A 19,583-nucleotide genomic window follows, 5' to 3' on the forward strand; every position below is an offset into this window, starting at 1 on the left:
TGTAGCCGCATGATTCAGGACTCACTACTAAGTGTTTCGATGGCCGGAGCGGCGAATCAGGCCGATGACCGGTAACAATCCAACCAGAACCAGAGTCAGCGCCGGCAAAGACGCCCGCGCCCATTCGCCTTCGCTGGTCATTTCAAAGATGCGTACGGCCAGCGTATCCCAGCCAAACGGGCGCATCAGCAGGGTCGCGGGCATTTCCTTGAGCACATCGACGAACACCAGCAACGCCGCGCTCAGCGTGCCGGGCAGCAACAGCGGCAGATACACTTTGAAAAACAGTCGCGGCCCACTGACACCCAGGCTACGTGCCGCTTCGGGCAAAGAGGGCCGTATACGCGCCAGACTACTTTCCAGCGGGCCGTACGCGACCGCCACAAAACGCACCAGATACGCCATCAGCAACGCCGCCAGGCTGCCGAGCAGCAACGGTTTGCCTGCGCCACCGAGCCAACTGGAAAGCGGAATCACCAGCTCACGATCCAGGTAACTGAAAGCCAGCATGATCGACACCGCCAGCACCGAACCCGGCAAGGCGTAGCCAAGATTGGCCAGCCCAACGCCGGAGTTGATCGCCTGCGTGGGTGCCAAGCGCCGGGCAAACGCCAGCAAAAAAGCAACGCTGACGGTAATCAACGCGGCCATGCCGCCCAGATACAGGGTGTGCAGGATCAGCCCGGCGTAGCGCTCATCGAGATCGAAACGCCCGCGCTGCCAGAACCAGACAACCAGTTGCAGCACCGGAATGACGAAGGCGCAGGCGAACACCAGGCCGCACCAGCTCATCGCCGCGAAAGCCTTGAGTCCACGCAAGTGATACAGCGCTTTCACCCGAGGTCGCTCGTTACTTGCCCGGTTGGCGCCACGCGCGCGACGTTCGCCGTACAGCACCAGCATTACCACCAGCAACAACAGGCTGGCCAGTTGCGCCGCACTCGGCAGGCTGAAGAAGCCGTACCAGGTCTTGTAGATCGCTGTGGTGAAGGTGTCGAAGTTGAACACCGACACGGCACCGAAATCTGCCAGGGTTTCCATCAGCGCCAGCGCCACGCCTGCACCGATGGCCGGACGCGCCATCGGCAACGCCACCCGCCAGAAGGCTTGCCACGGCGACTGACCAAGTACCCGCGCGGCTTCCATCAGGCCTTTGCCCTGCGCGAGAAACGCGGTGCGCGCCAGCAGGTAAACGTACGGGTAGAAGACCAGCACCAGCACGATAATCACCCCGCCGGTGGAGCGCACCCGTGGCAGGCGCAGACCGGTGCCGAACCATTCCCTGAGCAGTGTCTGCACCGGGCCGGCGAAGTCGAGCAGGCCGACGAAAACGAAGGCCAGCACATACGCGGGGATGGCGAATGGCAGCATCAGCGCCCAGTCGAGCCAGCGCCGCCCGGGGAATTCGCAGAGGCTGGTGAGCCAGGCGAGGCTGACACCGAGCAGCGTCACACCGACACCCACGCCAACGACCAGCGTCAGGGTGTTGCCCAGCAGGCGTGGCATCTGGGTTTCCCACAGGTGCGACCAGATTTGCTGATCGATGGTTTGCCAAGAGAGCAGTAGAACGCTCAGGGGCAACAGCACCAGCGCGGCGATGGCGAAGACGATGGGGTACCAGCGGCGTTGGGCGGGGTGGGCCACTTTTGGTTCTCTGAGGGATTGGGTGTTCTTGGATTGAGTATTTCAGGTTGGGATTGCTGCCCTCACCCTAGCCCTCTCCCGGAGGGAGAGGGGACTGACCGCGTAGTTTATGAGAATTACGCCGACCTGAGATATCGAGTCGAACTCAAGTTTCGAAAACAACACAGATCGGCTCCCTCTCCCTCCGGGAGAGGGCTGGGGTGAGGGCAGCGATCTAAAGTGAACAGTGTTATCGGAAAAGCCTCAGTTCCAACCCGCCCGATCCATCATCCGGATCGCCTCGGCCTGACGCTTGCCCGCCACTTCCACCGGCAAGGTATCAGCAATGAACTTGCCCCACGCCGCCACTTCTTCCGAAGGCGCCACCGCCGGGTTGGCCGGGAACTCCTGGTTCACGTCAGCGAAGATCTTCTGCGCCTCAGGCGTGGTCATCCACTCAACCAAAGCCTTGGCCGCTTCCGGGTGCGGCGCATGTTTGGTCAGGCCAATGCCCGACAGGTTCACGTGCACACCGCGATCGGCCTGATTCGGCCAGAACAGTTTTACCGGCAACTCCGGCTTCTGCTTGTGCAGGCGACCGTAGTAGTACGTGTTGACGATGCCAACGTCGCACTGCCCGGCATTGATCGCTTCGAGCACCGCAACGTCATCGGAGAACACGTCGGTGGACAGGTTGTTGACCCAGCCCTTGAGGATTTTTTCGGTTTTCTCGGCGCCATGGACTTCGATCATGGTCGCGGTCAGCGACTGGTTGTAGACCTTCTTCGCCGTACGCAGACACAGGCGCCCTTCCCAGTTCTTGTCGGCCAGCGCTTCGTAAGTGGTCAGTTCACCCGGTTTCACCCGTTCGGTGGAGTAGGCGATGGTCCGCGCGCGCAGGCTCAGGCCGGTCCAGGCATGGCTGGACGAGCGATACTGCAGCGGAATGTTGGCGTCGATGGTCTTCGAAGTGAACGGTTGCAGGATGCCCATCTGCTCGGCCTGCCAGAGGTTGCCGGCGTCAACGGTGAGCAGCAGGTCGGCGGTGGCGTTTTCACCTTCGGCCTTGATGCGCTGCATCAGCGGCGCTTCCTTGTCGGTGATGAACTTGATCTTCACCCCGGTCTTGGCGGTGTAGGCATCGAAGACCGGCTTGATCAGTTCATCGATGCGCGACGAGTAAACCACCACCTCATCAGCGGCCTGGGCCGTGGTGCTACCGATCAGGGTCAGGGCCAGTGCGGTCAGAAGACGCTTGGGTGCCAACATGGGAGTGGTCTCTCGGTCGGGAAATGTGGGCCAAATGATAAGGACTCACATTTACCACCTCAATCGAACTCTTTTTGAAGGAGTTACCAGATGTTGCACAGTTTGAAAATTGTGGCGCCTGGACGGGCGCCATCGCGAGCAGGCTCACTCCTACATTTGAAATGCGATCCCCTGTAGGAGTGAGCCTGCTCGCGATGAGGCCATTAGCAGCAACGAAAAGATCAGGGCTTGGCCAGCGCCGGAAGATCCCCGGTCAACCCGAGGGCTTCACGCACAAACAGCGCCTTCGCCTCCGGCATCTGCTCCACCAGCTTCAACCCGGCATTCCTTAACCAACGCACCGGCAACGGATCAGCCTGGAACAACCGCTCAAACCCTTCCATCGCCGCCATCAGCGCGAGGTTGTGTGGCATGCGCCGACGCTCGTAACGGCTCAGCACTTTCACATCAGCCAGACGCTCACCGCGCTCCGCCGCCTGCAACAGCACTTCGGCCAACACCGCCGCATCGAGGAAGCCAAGGTTCACACCCTGCCCCGCCAACGGGTGAATGGTGTGCGCCGCATCGCCGATCAGCGCCAGGCCTTCGGCCACGTAACGCTTGGCATGACGCTGACGCAGTGGCACGCACAGACGCGGATCAGCACTGATCACTTCGCCCAGACGACCTTCAAAAGCGCGTTCCAGCTCCCGGCAGAAATCCACTTCGTCCAGCGCCATCAAGCGCTCGGCCTCACTCGGCGTGGTCGACCAGACGATCGAACACCAATCCTGCTGCCCGTCACGCTCCAGCGGCAAAAACGCCAACGGCCCGTGATCGGTAAAACGCTGCCACGCAGTCATCTGATGCGGCTTGCTGCTGCGCACGCTGGTAACGATGGCGTGATGCAAGTAATCCCACTCACGCGTCGCCACACCGGTCAGACGTCGCACTGCCGAGTTGGCACCGTCAGCGGCAATCACCAACGGCGCACGTAACTGACGACCGTCAGCCAGCGTCAGCAGCCAGTCATCGCCCGAGCGGCGCATCTGTTCCAGTCGCGCGTTGGCCAGCATGCCCAGATCGCAATCGTGCAAACGGTCGAGCAAGGCATCCTGCACCACACGGTTTTCGACGATATGGCCAAGCACCTCGGCGTGCACACTGCTCGCCGAGAAATGGATCTGCCCGGTGCCGCTGCCGTCCCAGACATGCATGTCGGTGTACGGACTGCTGCGGCGCTTGGCGATGCCTTCCCACACGCCAAGGCGTTCGAGGATTCGCTGACTGGCGGCCGACAAGGCGCTCACTCGCGGCTCAAACGCCGCTTCGGCATCGAACGGTTTGACGCTCAGCGGGCTGCCGTCGAGCAGCAGGACTTCGAGTCCGCTGTCCTGCAACGCCAACGCCAAAGCGCTGCCGACCATTCCGGCTCCGACAATCAGCAGATCTGCGCGCATTTCCATGCTTTAAGCCTGTCTCGCTTGCGGCTTGAGCCGCACGTAAAGGGTTTTACCGACCCGCGCCACCAGATTACCGGCGCCGTCATGAATGTCGACCTGCAACTGCGGCAGGTATTTCTCACCATTGGCGGTTTGCCGGCGAATCTCGGCGAGCAAGGTCTCGTCGATAGTGAAGCGGGCGAACACCGGGCCTTTGCCCGGCGCAATGAAATCGATGTCGGCAGCTTTGTCCCAGACGATGTAACGCGAACCGAGGTTTTCCATGAGCATCAGCATGAAGAACGGGTCGACCATCGAATACAGGCTGCCGCCGAACTGGGTGCCGACGTAGTTGCGGTTGTACCAGCCGAGGCCCATCGACACCTGCACATCGCGAAAGTCATCGCTGATGTGCCGAACCCGAACACCGGCGCCGAGGTACGGCGGGTAGAACGTCATCACCCAGCGCATCAATCGTGCTTTCCCGAATTTGCCGGTTAACCACTTAAGCATCCGGTCGTGTTCCCAAACCCATGGCCTGACGGGCAAACCAGCGCTTGGCCGGTGGCAGCAGATCAAGGCCGAGCAGGCCGATGTTGCGCCCCAGCGAAACCAGCGGTTGCGTGCTGCCGAACAGGCGCGTGACCTGATCGGAGAAACCGACGGTGAGATCCTGATCGAGACGCTGACGCTCGCGATACGTCTGCAACGTGGCGAGGTCGCCGAGCGGTTTATCGCTGGCCAACAGCGCAGCCGCCAAAGCATCGGCATCACGCAGCGACAGATTGAAACCCTGCCCGGCAATCGGGTGCAGGCTGTGCGCCGCATTGCCGAGCACGGCCAGATGCGAGCGCACTTGTTCTTCGGCCTCAACCAGCGTCAGCGGATACAAATGCCGTGCGCCGACCTGTTTCAGCGTGCCGAGGCGGTAACCGAACACGCCCTGCAATTCGCTGAGGAAATCGCGCTCGCTCAGATCGGCCAAGCGCTGCGCGTCCATACCCAAACGGGTCCAGACCAAAGCGCAGCGGTTTTCGGGCAGCGGTAGCAGCGCCATCGGCCCTTCGTCGGTGAAGCGCTCGAAGGCCATGCCGTTGTGCGCTTCGCTCGGGGTGATGTTGGCGATCAGCGCGCTCTGGTTGTACGGACGCTTGCGCACGTTGATGCCCAACTGCTCGCGCAGCCCGGAGCGACCGCCATCGGCGAGTACCGCGAGGTCGCATTCAAGGGTGGTTTCATCATTGAGGGTCAGGCGATAGCCGTCGGGCAGCGGTTCCATGCGCGTGACTTCCGCCGGGCAGCGCCAGCTGATCACGTCTTTGTCGACGTGCTGCCACAGGCACTGACCGAGCCAGGCGTTTTCCACCACGTAACCGAGTGCCGGCACGCCCTCTTCCATCGCCGACAAGCGCGCGGTGGAGAAGCGGCCACGGTCGGAAACGTGAATCTGTTTGATCGGCTCGGCACGGCGGGAGATTTCCTGCCACACGCCCAAGCGTTGATAGATCTGTCGCGAGCCGAAGGACAACGCCGAGGAACGTGCGTCGTAGCTCGGCTGCCAACTGTCACCGGGAGCGAACGGTTCGATCAGCACGATCTTCCAGCCACGCGCCTTGGCTCCGGCCTGCAAGGCCAACGCCAGACTGGCGCCGACCAGACCGCCACCGATGATTGCCAGATTGACTCGACTCATGCCGCGTGGGTCCTTGCTTGCGCCATCAGCGCTTCGATTTCTGCGACGGTTTTCGGCACGCCGCTGGTGAGGATTTCACAGCCCGTTTTGGTCACCACCACGTCGTCCTCGATGCGCACGCCAATGCCGCGCCATTTCTTCGCGACGTTCTGATTGTCCGGGGCGATATAAATGCCCGGCTCCACGGTCAGCGCCATGCCGACTTCCAGCACGCGCCATTCGCCGCCGACCTTGTACTCGCCAACGTCATGCACATCCATGCCCAGCCAGTGACCGGCGCGGTGCATGTAAAAGGCTTTATAGGCTTCGCTGGCGATCAATTCGTCGACCTCACCCTGCAGCAAACCGAGTTTCACCAACCCCGTGGTGATAACGCGAACCGTGGCTTCGTGCGCCTGATTCCAGTGTTTGTTCGGGGCGATTTCGGCGAATGCGGCTTCCTGCGAGGCCAGCACCAACTCGTAGATCGCTTTCTGCTCGGGTGAAAACGTGCCGTTGACCGGCCAGGTGCGGGTGATGTCGCTGGCATAGCAGTCGATCTCGCAACCGGCGTCGATCAACACCAGGTCACCGTCCTTGAGCACCGCGTCATTCTGCTGGTAATGCAGAATGCAGCTGTTGCGCCCGGCGGCAACGATCGACCCGTAGGCCGGCATCTTCGCCCCGCCCTTGCGGAATTCGTAATCGAGCTCGGCTTCGAGGCTGTATTCGTGGAGCCCGGCCCGACTGGCCTGCATCGCGCGGATGTGGGCTTGCGCCGAGATCCGTGCGGCTTCGCGCATCACCTTCACTTCTGCCGCCGATTTATACAGACGCATGTCGTGCAGCAGATGATCCAGGGCAACGAATTCGTTCGGCGGCTGGGCGCCAAGGTGCGCTTTAGAGCGGATCACGTTGATCCAGTCCATCAGGTGACGATCAAATTCGGGGTTGCTGCCCATCGCCGAATACACCCGGTCACGGCCTTCGATCAGGCCCGGGAGAATGTCGTCGATGTCGGTGATCGGGAAGGCGTCGTCGGCGCCGAAGTCGCGGATCGCGCCTTCTTGCCCTGCACGCAAACCGTCCCACAACTCGCGTTCGGCATTGCGCTCACGGCAGAACAGCACGTACTCGCCATGTTCGCGGCCGGGCATCAGGACGATGACGGCTTGCGGCTCGGGAAAGCCGCTGAGGTACTGGAAATCACTGTCCTGACGGTAGACGTGCTCGACGTCGCGGTTGCGAATAGCGACTGCGGCGGCGGGCAGGATCGCGATGCTGTTGGGTTCCATCTGCGCCATCAGGGCCTTGCGGCGACGGCTGTATTCCGCTTTCGGGATATGGGTCATGGGCAGATGGCTTTCCCTGGCACGCGATTAATGCAGCGACGGCTTGGCGGCTGGCGGCACGTCGGCTTTCTTGGTTTCCGAGAACAGCAGCAGCGGCGCAACGCGCAGGTACTCCATGACTTCCATGTAGTCGGTCTCGCCGTCTTCGGATTCTTCGAGGGCGTCCTGCACTTGGGAAATGGCAGCCAGATCCTGCAGCACTTCGGTGGCTTCAGTGCTGAGCATGCTGCTGTCGCGGCAGTTCAGGCCGAAACCGCTGAGGAAGCCCTGGCACCACTCGCCCAGTGCAGCGGCGCGGTCGGCCAGCGGTGCGTCATCGGTCGGCAGCAGCAGAACGACGGTGACGTCGTCGCCGGTCAGCTCGCCTTTGACCATCTCTTGCAGGCCGATCAGGGCGTTGCGGACGTTGTCCTGGATGTCGCCTTCGAGCAGTTCGGCGGCGTCGATCAACCAGCCTTCGTTATCGAAGCCGGCACCGGCGCAGCTGCGTCCGAGCAGCACGCCGTGCAGTTCGGCAGGCGAGACGTTGTGGCCGCTGGAGGTCAGCAGGGTGGCAAAGGCTTGGTACGGGGAATTCGCAATGGTCATGGGCAGCTAGGCGCCAGACGGCGCTATGTCTAGAATGAAGGCCTTGTATCCTACATCGACAGACTCGCCAAGACTATTAAAGGCTGTCCGCCAGCTATCCCATCAGACAGACTCCGACCCAGTGGACACAATGGAAGACACCGACCTGCAAGCGCTGATGGCCAGACTCGAACTGCTGATTGGCCGAGTCGAGCAACTAAAGAGTCAAAACGCACTCTTACTAGCTCAGGAAAAAACCTGGCGCGAGGAACGCGCTCACCTCATTGAAAAAAACGAAATCGCCCGGCGTAAGGTCGAATCGATGATTTCGCGCCTCAAGGCCCTGGAGCAAGACTCATGAGTTCAAGCAATAGCGTCACCGTGCAGATCCTCGACAAAGAATATTCGATCATCTGCCCGCAGGAAGAACGCAGCAATCTGGTCAGTGCCGCCCGCTACCTCGATGGCAAAATGCGCGAAATTCGCAGCAGCGGTAAAGTCATCGGCGCCGATCGCATTGCTGTGATGGCCGCGCTGAACATCACCCATGACCTCTTGCACAAAGAAGAGCGCCCGGATATCCAGGCCAGCGGTTCGACCCGTGAACAGGTGCGCGACTTGCTCGATCGTGTCGATCTGGTCCTCGCCGACGATCAGAACACCACCAAGGGCTGATTCGACTGGCCGCTTGCGGTATACTCGCGGCACTCCCTGGGGTGCTTGCCAGTTGACGATGTCCCTGAGCCGATTCGCACTACCCTGGAAGTTGCACGTTGGGCTGGTGTGCATGTCCGCTAGACGGAAAGCCTTAAAGTCTACTGCATCTTCCACCTTGAACTTTCGGGTTCAAGGGCTAAGTTGACAGCGGTTCATCCGGGGAGCCTGATTCGAATCCGATGTCGGTGAAAACCGCCATCGGATTTTTTATGCGTACGTTTTTGCATCCATCCTGCCGAAGCCGAACCATGACCGAAGCCGCGCTGCTGCCCCGCCCGCAACTCCGCCGCCTGCTGCGCAAGGCACGCCGCTCACTGAGCAAAAGCGAGCAACGCCAGGCCGCCAAAGGCCTGTACCGGCAATTGGCGCAAGACCCGCATTTTCGCCGGGCCAAACATATCTCTCTGTACCTGCCCACCGACGGTGAAATCGATCCGCGCCTGCTGCTGCGTGAAGCACAGCGTCGGGGCAAGGCAACGTACCTGCCGGTGCTGAGTGCCTGGCCACGAACCAAAATGGTCTTTCAGCGAATTCGTCCCGGCGAGAAACTCAAACCCAATCGCTTCCGCATTCTCGAGCCGCGCGCCAATCTGGCGCAGCAACGCAAGGTCTGGGCGCTGGATCTGGTGTTGTTGCCACTGGTGGGTTTTGACGATGTCGGTGGGCGACTGGGGATGGGCGGCGGCTTCTACGATCGCAGCCTGGCGTATCTGGCGCGGCGTAAAAGCTGGCGCAAGCCGACGCTGTTGGGACTGGCTCATGAGTGTCAGAAGGTCGAACGCTTGGCGCAGGCGAGTTGGGATGTACCGTTACAAGGCACGGTCAGCGACAAGGCGTGGTATTTCGCAGGATAGGACGCCGCGCAGATCAGCGGCGTCGAAAAACCAGTGTCAGCGCTTGAAGGCTGTCGACTGTTGTACTTGTTGCGCGACTTCAATCGGCGCGTCTGCCTTGTTCGACCAAAGGCTCTGCGCGTAACCGGTGGTTACAACGCCCAGACCAAACAAAATGACCAAAGTCCATAGCAAATCCGGTTTGCGTTTCATCGATTGCCCCCCTCAAGGCACATCATCACGATGACAGCAGCGGTTTCCGTTCGTAGGCCGTGCAGCAGCGTCAAGCTTTAAAGGCCGGCATTTTGCGACAACGTGAACCTGCGCGCAAACGCTGACGTCAACCGACTGTCGGTTTGTCATAAAATTGCCCGACAACCTGCCCAATGACCGTTTCAGGAGCAAAAAACCATGGCCTATTGGCTGATGAAGTCCGAGCCCGACGAACTCTCGATCAAAGGTCTGGAAAAACTCGGCAAAGCGCGCTGGGACGGGGTTCGCAATTATCAGGCGCGCAATTTTCTGCGCTCGATGGCAGTGGGCGATGAGTTCTTTTTCTATCACTCCAGCTGCCCGGAGCCGGGAATTGCCGGAATTGGCAAGATAATCGAAGCGGCGTACCCGGATCCCACCGCACTGGAGCCGGAAAGTCATTACTTCGACCCGAAGGCGACGCCGGAGAAAAATGCCTGGAGTGCGATCGATGTCGAGCACGTCGAGACGTTTACCCGGGTGTTGAAGCTGGATTATCTGAAGCAGCAGACGGCGCTGGCGGAGATGCCGTTGGTGCAGAAGGGGTCAAGGTTGTCGGTGATGCCGGTGACGCCAGAGCAGTGGGCGGCGGTGATTGCGCTCAAGCCTTGAAGAATATGTTGCCTGAAACATCGCCATCGCGAGCAGGCTCACTCCTACAGGGGAACGCATTCCAACTGTAGGAGTGAGCCTGCTCGCGATGGGGCCAGCCCGGACAACGAATGGCTTATTGAATGATCAGGTTGTTGAACAACAGATCCTCAACCACCGGCTTGCCGGTCTCGTCATTCATCACTTGCTGGGTCTGCTTCAACGCTTCCTGACGCAGCTTCTCTTTACCTTCGATGCTGCCCATCGCCTCGGTGGTCTGCTGAGTGAACAGCGCTACCAGCTGATTGCGAATCAACGGTTCGTTGGCCTTGACCAGTTTGCTCGCCTCTTCGCCACTCACACGCAGCGCCACATCGGCCTTGTAGACCTTGAGCTTCGGTGTGCCGTCCAGCCCGTAGTTACCCACAAACGGTGGGCTCAGGGTGATGTAACTTACCTTCGGCGCCTCGCCTTCTTTGGCTTCTTCGGCCAGCGCTGCCACAGGCAGAGACAGGGCCAGCAACAACATGATCCACGCTTTCACAATTCGCTCCTTATCCGGTTTGCGGCCTAGCATAACGACCCGCCGCGCAAGCACAAGCTTATGGCTGACTATCAGGGCCGGGCATGCTCGTTGACCCGTTGACTGACACACCTACACTTATCGGCCATCACTCCCAAAGGAATAGCCCTGATGAAAGCCGTGCTGTGCAAAGCCTTCGGCCCTGCCGAATCGCTGGTGCTGGAAGACGTCGCCAGCCCTGTCGCGAAGAAGAATGAAATCCTGCTGGACGTGCACGCCGCCGGGGTCAACTTCCCGGACACGCTGATCATCGAGGGCAAGTATCAATTCAAGCCGCCCTTCCCGTTCTCGCCGGGTGGCGAAGCGGCTGGCGTAGTGAGCGAAGTCGGCGAAAAAGTCAGTCACCTCAAGGTTGGTGACCGCGTCATGGCCCTGACCGGTTGGGGCAGTTTCGCCGAACAGGTCGCGGTGCCCGGCTACAACGTGCTGCCGATTCCGCCGTCGATGGACTTCAACACCGCCGCCGCCTTCAGCATGACCTACGGCACCTCGATGCACGCGCTCAAACAACGCGCCAATCTGCAAGCAGGCGAAACCCTGCTGGTGCTTGGCGCATCCGGTGGCGTCGGCCTGGCGGCGGTGGAAATCGGCAAAGCCATGGGCGCCCGCGTCATCGCTGCCGCCAGCAGCGCGGAGAAACTGGCGGTGGCCAAAGCTGCCGGCGCCAATGAGTTGATCAATTACAGCGAAACCAGCCTCAAGGACGAAATCAAACGCCTCACCGACGGCCAGGGTGCCGATGTGATTTACGACCCGGTCGGCGGCGATCTCTTCGACCAAGCCATCCGCGCCATCGCCTGGAACGGACGCTTGCTGGTGGTCGGCTTCGCCAGCGGGCGCATTCCGGAACTGCCGGTCAACCTTGCCCTGCTCAAAGGCGCGGCTGTACTTGGTGTGTTCTGGGGCTCCTTCGCCCAGCGCCAGCCGCAAGACAATGCGGCGAACTTCCAGCAATTGTTCGGCTGGTTCGCCGAGGGCAAGTTGAAACCGCTGGTATCGCAGGTCTATCCACTGAGCAATGCGGCGCAGGCGATCAATGATCTTGGCCAGCGCAAGGCTGTGGGCAAGGTGGTGGTGCAAGTGCGCTAATTAACAATGAAAGCGCTTCAACCACCGGGCGACGCCGCAATGTCGCCCGGCATCAGATGCTCCTGAACCTTTTCGCTACGCGACTGGATCAACTGCCCCTTGTCATCGAAGCGCAAAACAATCAGCCAGTCATAAACATTCACTGGCCATTTCGGCTGTCCGATCAACGCCGGGCCATCGCCGCCGAAAGCGGCAATCAGTTTATTGATGTGGCCGTGATGCCAAGCGATCAGCACGGTTTTCGCCTGATTATTCTTGCGCAGCGAGCTGACCAGTTTGTCGACGTCGTTATTGGCGTAGGGCTGTTCAATCGGCAGTTGCAGGCGTTGGGACAGTGGAATCAGCGTCTGTCGCGGGCGGATGCTTTCCGGGCTGTCGGCGGTAGCGATCAGACGTTGGGGCGTGTGTGTCTGGTCGTCCAGCTGCAAAGAGGTGAAATAGTCCGCGTAGGCTGCGGCGCGCTGTTCGCCCTGGGCATTGAGTTCTCGGCCGACATCAGGCTTTTCCGCATGGCGGACGATCAATACGGTGACATTGCGCAGGCCTGGCGCTGCAGAACCCTGTGCGAAGTTCAACACCAGCACTGCAGCAGCCACCGCAACAACCATCAACAGTCTGGGCAATAGCCTGCGAACTTTCGGCGTCATCGTTTATCTCGAGAAATCAGGCGATCTGTAGATCGCGAGTCTAAGACACAACGTCCCGAGCGCGACAAAAACGCCCTGTTCTTACAGCTGAGCGACAGGTTCGTAAAGGAACGCGCGACTTCCAACATTTTCCGCTATTTGCTCGATGCGAACCGGTGCTATTTTCGGTAACGAAACTGTAACATTCGCATCCGCAGTCAAAACAAGAAATCTGGAGCTCTTGAATGTTTGCTTTCTTTCGTCCTGCCGCACATCAGGCTCCATTGCCTGAAGAAAAAATAGACAGCACTTACCGACGCCTGCGCTGGCAGATTTTCGCCGGTATTTTCTTTGGCTACGCGGGTTATTACCTGCTGCGCAAAAACTTCTCCCTGGCCATGCCGTACCTGATCGACGAAGGCTACAGCCGCGGTGATCTGGGTCTGGCGATGTCCGCGATCGCCATCGCCTATGGCTTATCGAAATTCCTCATGGGCCTGGTGTCCGACCGTTCCAACCCGCGCTACTTCCTGCCGTTCGGCCTGCTGGTCTCGGCCGGGGTGATGTTCATTTTCGGTTTCGCGCCGTGGGCAACGTCCAGCGTGACCATGATGTTCATCCTGCTGTTCATAAACGGCTGGGCCCAGGGCATGGGTTGGCCGCCAAGTGGCCGGACCATGGTGCACTGGTGGTCGCAAAAGGAACGCGGCGGCGTGGTGTCCGTGTGGAACGTGGCGCATAACGTCGGTGGCGGCCTGATCGGCCCGCTGTTCCTGCTCGGCATGGGCCTGTTCAACGACTGGCACGCAGCGTTCTACGTACCGGCAGCCGTGGCGCTGGGCGTGGCCGTGTTCGCGTTCATCACCATGCGCGACACCCCGCAATCGGTTGGCCTGCCGCCGATCGAGAAGTACAAGAACGATTACCCGGAAGGCTACGACGCCAGCCACGAAGACGAATTCAGCGCGAAAGAGATCTTCGTCAAATACGTGCTGCGCAACAAAATGCTCTGGTACATCGCCATGGCCAACGTCTTCGTCTATCTGCTGCGTTACGGCGTGCTGGACTGGGCACCGACCTACCTGAAAGAAGCCAAGGGTTTCACCGTCGACAAGACCTCGTGGGCCTATTTCTTCTATGAGTGGGCGGGGATTCCGGGCACGCTGCTGTGCGGCTGGATGTCGGACAAGATCTTCCGTGGCAACCGTGGCCTGACCGGCATGGTGTTCATGGCACTGGTGACCGTGGCAACGCTGGTTTACTGGCTGAATCCGGCCGGCAACCCGACCGTCGACATGATCGCGCTGTTCTCGATCGGCTTCCTGATCTACGGCCCGGTGATGCTGATCGGCCTGCAAGCGCTAGAGCTGGCACCGAAGAAAGCCGCCGGCACTGCCGCAGGCTTCACCGGTCTGTTCGGTTATCTCGGTGGTTCGGTCGCGGCCAGTGCCGCGATGGGCTACACCGTGGACCATTTCGGCTGGGATGGCGGTTTCGTGCTACTGGTGGGCGCTTGCCTGCTGGCGATGGCCTTCCTGGCCCCGACGCTGTGGCACAAGCAAGTCGCCAGTCAGAGCCGTGAAGCAGTCGCTTGATCCGACTGTGATTTACAGCGCTTGAGCCGCGCCTCCAGATTGCGGTCTGGCATGGCGTGGCTGCGCAGGGCGTGCGCGGTCTGCTCGACATAATCGCGAGTAGTGCCGTAACGCCCGCTGGCGCTCTCGAACACCTGGCTCAGCACATGATCCGGCAAGTTGCCGGCATAGCTGGGCAGGTGTCGCTCCAGAACGAATCCCAACGCTTGCACCTGAGTGCCGTCTTCGAGCCGGCAGTTGAGCCAGTGTGGCCGATAGGATGGCACCGGCATCTCGCGTTTCCACAAGGCGTACAGCGCCGCATCGAGATTGTCTTCCGGCAAGCGATAGGCGAAGCCGCTGCACGAACCGCCGCGATCCAGACCAAATACCAGACCGGGCATTTCCGGCGTCCCGCGGTGCTCGTGCGACCACAGGTACAAGCCGCGATGGTAGCCATGCACGCGTCCGCGCACCCGCTCCACTGCCGAACACTCCGGCCGCCAGATCAGCGAACCATACGCGAACAGCCACACCGGCCCGCCCTTGTGGCGCGCCATGGTCGATTGCATGGAAGCGAGAAGTTGTTCGTGCGTCAGCTGCGGCCCAAGATCGAGCCGCGGAGGGTAATTCAAATTCAGAAAAGCGTTTTCAATGGCGCTCATGGCGAATAGCGTTCAGCTCCCCGCGGGTGAAGAATTACTTAATAGAACGCACCGCTGTAACAATAAGGCACATATGTTTTAAGGCAATTTGAGTGCCATGGCACAGTTCTTAATTGATTGCCTGATTGATATATAACCTAGCGGTATTTATGCAATTACATAAATACCGATCGGCTATATAGAGAGTTATAACGGATTCAGGAGCGGGGAGCGTAAGCGAACACGTCGGCACGCATTTGATGGGCGTCCATCCCGGCTTCGACCAATGCGTCCAGCGTGCCGTAGACCATTGCCGGCGAGCCGCTGGCATAGACGTGCAGCGGTTTCAGGTCAGGGAAGTCTTCACAGACTGCCTCGTGCAACATGCCACAGCGCCCTTCCCAACCGCATTGATCACTGACGACTTTGTGCAGGAACAGATTGGGTAATTTCAGCCACTCGTCCCAGTGTTCGATCTCATAGAAGTCTTCCGGACGGCGCACGCCCCAGTACAGATGCACGGGATGTTTGAAGCCGTTGGCGCGGCAGTGCTCGATCAAGGCGTGAATCTGGCCCATGCCGGTACCAGCGGCAACCAACACCAGCGGCCCGTCGGGCAGCTCGGCCAGATGCGTATCGCCGAACGGCAGCTCGACCCGCACCATCGCGTTGCGTTGCAGCTGTTCGATCAGGCTCAGTGCACTGGCTTCGCGCGCCAGCACGTGGATTTCCAGATCACGCCCGCCGTGCGGCGCAGAGGCCATGGAAAACGCTGACTTCTCACCGTTCTCGCGCTCGATCATCAAGTACTGCCCGGCGTGATAGCGCGGTGGCTTGCCGGCCGGAGCGCGCAGGCGAACGCGCCAGGTGTCGCCACCCACATCGCGGCATTCGATGACCTGACACGACAGGCTGCGCACCGGCAGTTCTCCCAGCGCGAGCACGCCATCCCACAGCAGGATGCAGTCTTCCAGCGGCTCGGCTATGCAAGTGTAGAACTCGCCGTGGTCGTGCACCTTGCCGTCCTGCGCGACACTACCTTCAACCAGCAGCGCCGCACACACATGACAATTGCCGTTGCGGCAGCTTTGCGGGCATTCGTAGCCCAAGCGCCGCGCGCCGTCGAGAATCCGCTCACCGGGCTGTATCTCAAGCACTGCTCCGGAGGGCTGCAGGGTTACACGCATCAATCTATTCCTAACTGATTCCAGATGGCATCGATCCGTTGGGTGACGGCGTCGTCCTTGACGATCACGCGGCCCCACTCGCGAGTGGTTTCGCCCGGCCACTTGTGGGTGGCATCGAGGCCCATTTTCGAGCCCAGGCCAGAGATCGGCGAGGCGAAGTCGAGGTAGTCGATCGGCGTGTTATCGATCATCACCGTGTCGCGCTTGGGGTCCATGCGCGTGGTGATGGCCCAGATCACGTCGTTCCAGTCGCGGGCGTTGATATCGTCGTCGGTGACGATAACGAACTTGGTGTACATGAACTGTCGCAAAAACGACCAGACACCGAGCATCACGCGCTTGGCATGCCCTGGATACGACTTCTTCATGGTCACGATGGCCATGCGGTACGAACAGCCTTCAGGCGGCAGGTAGAAGTCGGTGATTTCCGGGAACTGCTTCTGCAGGATCGGCACGAACACTTCGTTCAGCGCCACGCCGAGAATCGCCGGCTCATCCGGCGGACGGCCGGTGTAGGTGCTGTGGTAGATCGGTTTGACGCGGTGGGTGATGCGTTCGACGGTGAACACCGGGAAGCTGTCGACTTCATTGTAGTAACCGGTGTGATCGCCGTACGGGCCTTCATCGGCCATTTCGCCGGGGTGGATCACGCCTTCAAGGATGATTTCGGCGGTGGCCGGCACTTGCAGGTCATTGCCGCGGCACTTGACCAGTTCGGTGCGGTTACCGCGCAAGAGGCCCGCGAAAGCGTATTCGGAGAGACTGTCCGGCACTGGCGTCACAGCGCCGAGGATGGTCGCCGGATCCGCGCCAAGGGCCACGGACACCGGGAACGGCTGACCCGGATGCTTCTCGCACCACTCGCGGAAGTCGAGGGCACCGCCACGGTGACTGAGCCAACGCATGATCACCTTGTTGCGGCCGATGACTTGCTGACGGTAGATGCCGAGGTTCTGGCGTTCCTTGTTCGGGCCTTTGGTGACGGTCAGGCCCCAGGTGATCAGCGGGCCGACGTCGCCGGGCCAGCAGGTCTGCACGGGCAGCATCGCGAGGTCGACGTCGTCGCCCTCGATGACCACTTCCTGGCACACCGCGTCTTTGACGACTTTCGGCGCCATCGAAATGATTTTGCGGAAGATCGGCAGCTTCGACCACGCGTCTTTCAAGCCCTTCGGCGGCTCGGGTTCCTTGAGGAACGCCAACAGCTTGCCGATTTCGCGCAGCTCGCTGACCGACTCGGCGCCCATGCCCATGGCCACCCGCTCGGGGGTTCCGAACAGGTTGCCGAGCACCGGGATGTCGTAGCCCGTCGGCTTTTCGAACAGCAGCGCCGGGCCCTTGGCCCGCAGCGTGCGGTCGCACACCTCGGTCATTTCCAGCACCGGCGAGACGGGAATCTGGATGCGTTTCAACTCTCCGCGCTGCTCAAGCTGCTGCACGAAATCCCGAAGATCCTTGAATTTCATTGACGATGGCACCCTCAAAATAGGCGTACATCCTACCTGCTCTGACGGGCAAACAGCAGCCCGTCAGAGCCTGGCATCAATCAATTGTCGCTGGTGCCCAGCATCAATGGCGCAAACAACGGGCTCAGTCTGGCGCTGCCAACGTCCGAAAGATGATCGGCATCCTTGTACTGCGAGTGGCCGTCGACATCGATGGCGCACAAGCCGTCCTTGCACATCAGCGGCGTCGGATCGATGACATGAATGCCGGAATCAGCGGCGCTCATCGAACCGAACAACGAAGTGAAAAACTGCTGGCGAGCCAAGTGCTCGTTGAGCGGGCGACCGAGACCGTCTGCCGAACGGCCGATGCGCGCCAGACTGGTCAGACGGTCGATGAAGCTCTTGTGTTGCAGTGGCACTTCCTTGAACAGCCAGACTTGCACGCCCGCTTCACGCAGCTCGGCCACTTGCGCCTTGAGGGCGACGGCCATGCGCTGCTCTGCCTGACGTGGGTTGTCCTTGCGATCAAGCAGGAACTGTAGATCGCCATCGCCGTCTTCACGACCATAAACGTACAGGCTCCAGTTTGCCGCCAACACCACGTCCTTGATCCCCAGACTCGTGACGCGGTCCATGTTGCGCTGGTTGAAGTCTTTGCACTGAGGGCGCAAGTGGTCATCGATGATCGGCGGGCACCCGGTCAAACTGTACAACCACACCGGCTGCACGTTGCGCCCGGCATTGCCTTCGATGGCCGGCAACAATGCAGCGGCGTGACTGTCGCCCCAGAACATTTTTGTCGCCGTAATATGTTGATCACCGCCCACAAGGCAGGATTTGGTCAACGCCTTATCGGTGCTCAAGTGCATGCAATTCGACTGCCCGGCGTTCCACTCACGCGATTGCGCATATTCCAGCGCCTTGCCGGTCAGACGCTGCGGAACACCGTCTGCCGAGCGAATCGCCGAGCCGGTGATCGCCAGAACCGTGATCGACACCAGACCGCCGACCAATACCGAATTACGGCTGGCAAACACACGCTTCTCACGAAACGGCAGCTCGATGTATCGCAGGCTCAGCCAAGCCAGCGCCAACGCCAGGGCCATCCAGCCAATTGCCTCCAACGGCTGGATGCCATCGATGGAAATCGCGTTGGCATACACGTAAACCGGCCAATGCCACAGGTACAGCGAATAGGACAGCAGGCCGATCCACACCAGAACCGGGATACTCAACAACCGGCCGGCCCACGTTGGGCCCTGTGCGCCTGACCAGATCAACGCCGTCGTACCCAATACCGGCAACAGCGCCGCCCAGCCCGGGAACACGGTGGTTTTGTCGTAGGTAAACACGGCAAACAGCACCGCCGCCAACCCTGCCAGGCCAACGGACTCACGCAGCCACGGCCGCGCGACATGTTTGGGCACGGGTATGACCGCCAGCATGGCCCCGCAGAGCAGTTCCCACGCGCGGGTCGGCAGGGCGAAAAAAGCAAATTCCGGCCGGCGTTCGATGTAGACAATGTTCAAACCGAACGACACCAGCAGCACAGCGAACAACATCCAGCGCCAATGACGGACGTAGCGCATCATCAGCACCATCATCAGCGGGAAGAAGATGTAGTACTGCTCCTCCACCGCCAGCGACCAGGTATGCAGCAACGGCTTGAGCTCCGAGGCGGGCTCGAAGTAACCGTCTTCGCGCATGAACAGGATGTTGGAAATGAACAGCGACTGGTAACGAATCGTCCGTCCCAGCTCAGCCAGATCTTTGGCCGTCAGCAACAGCCAGCCCAATGCCAGCGTCACTACAACAACCACGGTCAATGCCGGCAGGATGCGCCGGGCGCGACGCCCCCAGAAGTCGAGGAAACTGAAGCGCTGGGCGCTGATTTCACGGAACAGGATTGAGGTAATCAGAAAGCCGGAAATGACGAAGAACACATCAACGCCGACAAAACCGCCGCTGAATGTATTGAATCCGAAATGAAACAGTACGACGGGAATAACCGCCAGTGCCCGTAATCCGTCGATATCACGGCGATTGCCAAACGTGTGCATAACCTTTCTTATCCTTGTAGGTACAAACCGCTCCAGACAAGGACAGTAGCGCGTTACGAAAGTTATTTGTTACGG

Annotated in this window: 20 protein-coding genes and 1 other RNA gene; 7 read left to right on the top strand and 14 right to left on the bottom strand. The window is 60.3% G+C overall.

Annotated elements, in window-relative coordinates; all coding sequences use genetic code 11:
* Positions 1-27 precede the first annotated feature (27 nt).
* From QOM10_RS28100 to QOM10_RS28130, 7 genes are all read right to left on the bottom strand, one after another.
* Positions 28-1,644: an iron ABC transporter permease gene (locus tag QOM10_RS28100; RefSeq protein WP_316917296.1), complete on the bottom strand. Its 1,617-nt coding sequence runs from the start codon at positions 1,642-1,644 to the stop codon at positions 28-30.
* A 243-nt stretch (positions 1,645-1,887) separates the two neighbouring features.
* Positions 1,888-2,892: an extracellular solute-binding protein gene (locus QOM10_RS28105; protein WP_077574973.1), complete on the bottom strand. Its 1,005-nt coding sequence runs from the start codon at positions 2,890-2,892 to the stop codon at positions 1,888-1,890.
* Positions 2,893-3,113: 221 nt separating this feature from the next.
* A complete protein-coding gene (locus tag QOM10_RS28110) occupies positions 3,114-4,331 on the bottom strand; it encodes a 2-octaprenyl-3-methyl-6-methoxy-1,4-benzoquinol hydroxylase (protein ID WP_316918403.1) in 1,218 nt (405 codons plus the stop codon).
* Between the two features lie 9 nt (positions 4,332-4,340).
* The gene (locus tag QOM10_RS28115; RefSeq protein ID WP_083367602.1) at positions 4,341-4,826 is read right to left on the bottom strand and encodes a DUF4442 domain-containing protein; all 486 of its coding nucleotides are present in this window, start codon (positions 4,824-4,826) and stop codon (positions 4,341-4,343) included.
* Positions 4,819-6,006 carry a 2-octaprenyl-6-methoxyphenyl hydroxylase gene (ubiH, locus tag QOM10_RS28120; protein ID WP_077574976.1) on the bottom strand — a complete coding sequence of 396 codons (1,188 nt, stop codon included), beginning with the start codon at positions 6,004-6,006 and terminating at the stop codon, positions 4,819-4,821. The genes QOM10_RS28115 and ubiH overlap by 8 nt, the downstream gene beginning before the upstream one ends.
* Positions 6,003-7,337, bottom strand: coding sequence for a Xaa-Pro aminopeptidase (gene pepP / locus QOM10_RS28125; protein WP_316917297.1), 1,335 nt, complete (start codon positions 7,335-7,337; stop codon positions 6,003-6,005). The genes ubiH and pepP overlap by 4 nt, the downstream gene beginning before the upstream one ends.
* Positions 7,338-7,364: 27 nt before the next feature.
* A complete protein-coding gene (locus QOM10_RS28130; protein ID WP_007911199.1) occupies positions 7,365-7,925 on the bottom strand; it encodes a YecA family protein in 561 nt (186 codons plus the stop codon).
* A gap of 130 nt (positions 7,926-8,055) precedes the next feature.
* Between QOM10_RS28130 and QOM10_RS28135 the strand changes: the two genes are divergently transcribed.
* From QOM10_RS28135 to QOM10_RS28150, 4 genes are all read left to right on the top strand, one after another.
* Positions 8,056-8,265, top strand: a complete 210-nt coding sequence (locus QOM10_RS28135; RefSeq protein ID WP_007911197.1) for a TIGR02449 family protein — start codon at positions 8,056-8,058, stop codon at positions 8,263-8,265.
* Positions 8,262-8,579, top strand: coding sequence for a cell division protein ZapA (locus tag QOM10_RS28140; RefSeq protein ID WP_034151990.1), 318 nt, complete (start codon positions 8,262-8,264; stop codon positions 8,577-8,579). Before QOM10_RS28135 ends, QOM10_RS28140 begins: the two co-directional genes overlap by 4 nt.
* Positions 8,580-8,609: 30 nt before the next feature.
* Positions 8,610-8,788: non-coding RNA, 6S RNA (gene ssrS, locus QOM10_RS28145), on the top strand.
* A gap of 81 nt (positions 8,789-8,869) precedes the next feature.
* The gene (locus tag QOM10_RS28150; RefSeq protein WP_316917298.1) at positions 8,870-9,475 is read left to right on the top strand and encodes a 5-formyltetrahydrofolate cyclo-ligase; all 606 of its coding nucleotides are present in this window, start codon (positions 8,870-8,872) and stop codon (positions 9,473-9,475) included.
* 36 nt (positions 9,476-9,511) lie between these two features.
* On the opposite strand, the gene QOM10_RS28155 is transcribed toward QOM10_RS28150, so the two are convergent.
* Complete coding sequence (locus tag QOM10_RS28155; protein ID WP_016985917.1) at positions 9,512-9,667, bottom strand: hypothetical protein; 156 nt, start codon at positions 9,665-9,667, stop codon at positions 9,512-9,514.
* A gap of 198 nt (positions 9,668-9,865) precedes the next feature.
* Here QOM10_RS28155 and QOM10_RS28160 point away from each other — a divergent pair, with 198 nt between their 5' ends.
* Positions 9,866-10,318, top strand: coding sequence for an EVE domain-containing protein (locus tag QOM10_RS28160; RefSeq protein WP_160042289.1), 453 nt, complete (start codon positions 9,866-9,868; stop codon positions 10,316-10,318).
* 115 nt (positions 10,319-10,433) lie between these two features.
* On the opposite strand, the gene QOM10_RS28165 is transcribed toward QOM10_RS28160, so the two are convergent.
* Positions 10,434-10,841, bottom strand: coding sequence for a flagellar basal body-associated protein FliL (locus tag QOM10_RS28165; protein ID WP_127930178.1), 408 nt, complete (start codon positions 10,839-10,841; stop codon positions 10,434-10,436).
* Positions 10,842-10,991: 150 nt separating this feature from the next.
* Here QOM10_RS28165 and QOM10_RS28170 point away from each other — a divergent pair, with 150 nt between their 5' ends.
* Positions 10,992-11,969, top strand: a complete 978-nt coding sequence (locus QOM10_RS28170) for an NADPH:quinone oxidoreductase family protein (RefSeq protein ID WP_316917299.1) — start codon at positions 10,992-10,994, stop codon at positions 11,967-11,969.
* A 17-nt stretch (positions 11,970-11,986) separates the two neighbouring features.
* On the opposite strand, the gene QOM10_RS28175 is transcribed toward QOM10_RS28170, so the two are convergent.
* Positions 11,987-12,616 carry a flagellar basal body-associated protein FliL gene (locus QOM10_RS28175; RefSeq protein ID WP_316917300.1) on the bottom strand — a complete coding sequence of 210 codons (630 nt, stop codon included), beginning with the start codon at positions 12,614-12,616 and terminating at the stop codon, positions 11,987-11,989.
* 224 nt (positions 12,617-12,840) lie between these two features.
* Here QOM10_RS28175 and glpT point away from each other — a divergent pair, with 224 nt between their 5' ends.
* Positions 12,841-14,190, top strand: coding sequence for a glycerol-3-phosphate transporter (gene glpT / locus QOM10_RS28180; protein WP_016985912.1), 1,350 nt, complete (start codon positions 12,841-12,843; stop codon positions 14,188-14,190).
* Here glpT and QOM10_RS28185 read toward each other — a convergent pair.
* From QOM10_RS28185 to QOM10_RS28200, 4 genes are all read right to left on the bottom strand, one after another.
* Complete coding sequence (locus tag QOM10_RS28185; RefSeq protein ID WP_127930181.1) at positions 14,166-14,834, bottom strand: gamma-glutamylcyclotransferase; 669 nt, start codon at positions 14,832-14,834, stop codon at positions 14,166-14,168. The genes glpT and QOM10_RS28185 overlap by 25 nt on opposite strands.
* A 197-nt stretch (positions 14,835-15,031) precedes the next feature.
* Positions 15,032-16,000 carry a CDP-6-deoxy-delta-3,4-glucoseen reductase gene (locus QOM10_RS28190; RefSeq protein ID WP_034151997.1) on the bottom strand — a complete coding sequence of 323 codons (969 nt, stop codon included), beginning with the start codon at positions 15,998-16,000 and terminating at the stop codon, positions 15,032-15,034.
* A complete protein-coding gene (gene ubiD, locus QOM10_RS28195) occupies positions 16,000-17,466 on the bottom strand; it encodes a 4-hydroxy-3-polyprenylbenzoate decarboxylase (protein WP_150749811.1) in 1,467 nt (488 codons plus the stop codon). Before ubiD ends, QOM10_RS28190 begins: the two co-directional genes overlap by 1 nt.
* A gap of 80 nt (positions 17,467-17,546) precedes the next feature.
* Positions 17,547-19,508, bottom strand: coding sequence for an acyltransferase family protein (locus QOM10_RS28200; protein ID WP_127930182.1), 1,962 nt, complete (start codon positions 19,506-19,508; stop codon positions 17,547-17,549).
* Positions 19,509-19,583 lie beyond the last annotated feature (75 nt).

The sequence above is a fragment of the Pseudomonas sp. P108 genome (genome assembly GCF_032613195.1).
Taxonomy (GTDB): Bacteria; Pseudomonadota; Gammaproteobacteria; order Pseudomonadales; family Pseudomonadaceae; genus Aquipseudomonas.

Excerpts from the sequence above, each read along its gene's own strand:
- QOM10_RS28105 (WP_077574973.1), bottom strand. The coding sequence starts at position 2,892 with ATGTTGGCACCCAAGCGTCTTCTGACCGCACTGGCCCTGACCCTGATC.
- QOM10_RS28110 (WP_316918403.1), bottom strand. The coding sequence starts at position 4,331 with ATGCGCGCAGATCTGCTGATTGTCGGAGCCGGAATGGTCGGCAGCGCT.
- QOM10_RS28115 (WP_083367602.1), bottom strand. The coding sequence starts at position 4,826 with ATGCTTAAGTGGTTAACCGGCAAATTCGGGAAAGCACGATTGATGCGC.
- ubiH (WP_077574976.1), bottom strand. The coding sequence starts at position 6,006 with ATGAGTCGAGTCAATCTGGCAATCATCGGTGGCGGTCTGGTCGGCGCC.
- pepP (WP_316917297.1), bottom strand. The coding sequence starts at position 7,337 with ATGACCCATATCCCGAAAGCGGAATACAGCCGTCGCCGCAAGGCCCTG.
- QOM10_RS28130 (WP_007911199.1), bottom strand. The coding sequence starts at position 7,925 with ATGACCATTGCGAATTCCCCGTACCAAGCCTTTGCCACCCTGCTGACC.
- QOM10_RS28135 (WP_007911197.1), top strand. The coding sequence starts at position 8,056 with ATGGAAGACACCGACCTGCAAGCGCTGATGGCCAGACTCGAACTGCTG.
- QOM10_RS28140 (WP_034151990.1), top strand. The coding sequence starts at position 8,262 with ATGAGTTCAAGCAATAGCGTCACCGTGCAGATCCTCGACAAAGAATAT.
- QOM10_RS28150 (WP_316917298.1), top strand. The coding sequence starts at position 8,870 with ATGACCGAAGCCGCGCTGCTGCCCCGCCCGCAACTCCGCCGCCTGCTG.
- QOM10_RS28155 (WP_016985917.1), bottom strand. The coding sequence starts at position 9,667 with ATGAAACGCAAACCGGATTTGCTATGGACTTTGGTCATTTTGTTTGGT.
- QOM10_RS28160 (WP_160042289.1), top strand. The coding sequence starts at position 9,866 with ATGGCCTATTGGCTGATGAAGTCCGAGCCCGACGAACTCTCGATCAAA.
- QOM10_RS28170 (WP_316917299.1), top strand. The coding sequence starts at position 10,992 with ATGAAAGCCGTGCTGTGCAAAGCCTTCGGCCCTGCCGAATCGCTGGTG.
- QOM10_RS28175 (WP_316917300.1), bottom strand. The coding sequence starts at position 12,616 with ATGACGCCGAAAGTTCGCAGGCTATTGCCCAGACTGTTGATGGTTGTT.
- glpT (WP_016985912.1), top strand. The coding sequence starts at position 12,841 with ATGTTTGCTTTCTTTCGTCCTGCCGCACATCAGGCTCCATTGCCTGAA.
- QOM10_RS28185 (WP_127930181.1), bottom strand. The coding sequence starts at position 14,834 with ATGAGCGCCATTGAAAACGCTTTTCTGAATTTGAATTACCCTCCGCGG.
- QOM10_RS28190 (WP_034151997.1), bottom strand. The coding sequence starts at position 16,000 with ATGCGTGTAACCCTGCAGCCCTCCGGAGCAGTGCTTGAGATACAGCCC.
- ubiD (WP_150749811.1), bottom strand. The coding sequence starts at position 17,466 with ATGAAATTCAAGGATCTTCGGGATTTCGTGCAGCAGCTTGAGCAGCGC.
- QOM10_RS28200 (WP_127930182.1), bottom strand. The coding sequence starts at position 19,508 with ATGCACACGTTTGGCAATCGCCGTGATATCGACGGATTACGGGCACTG.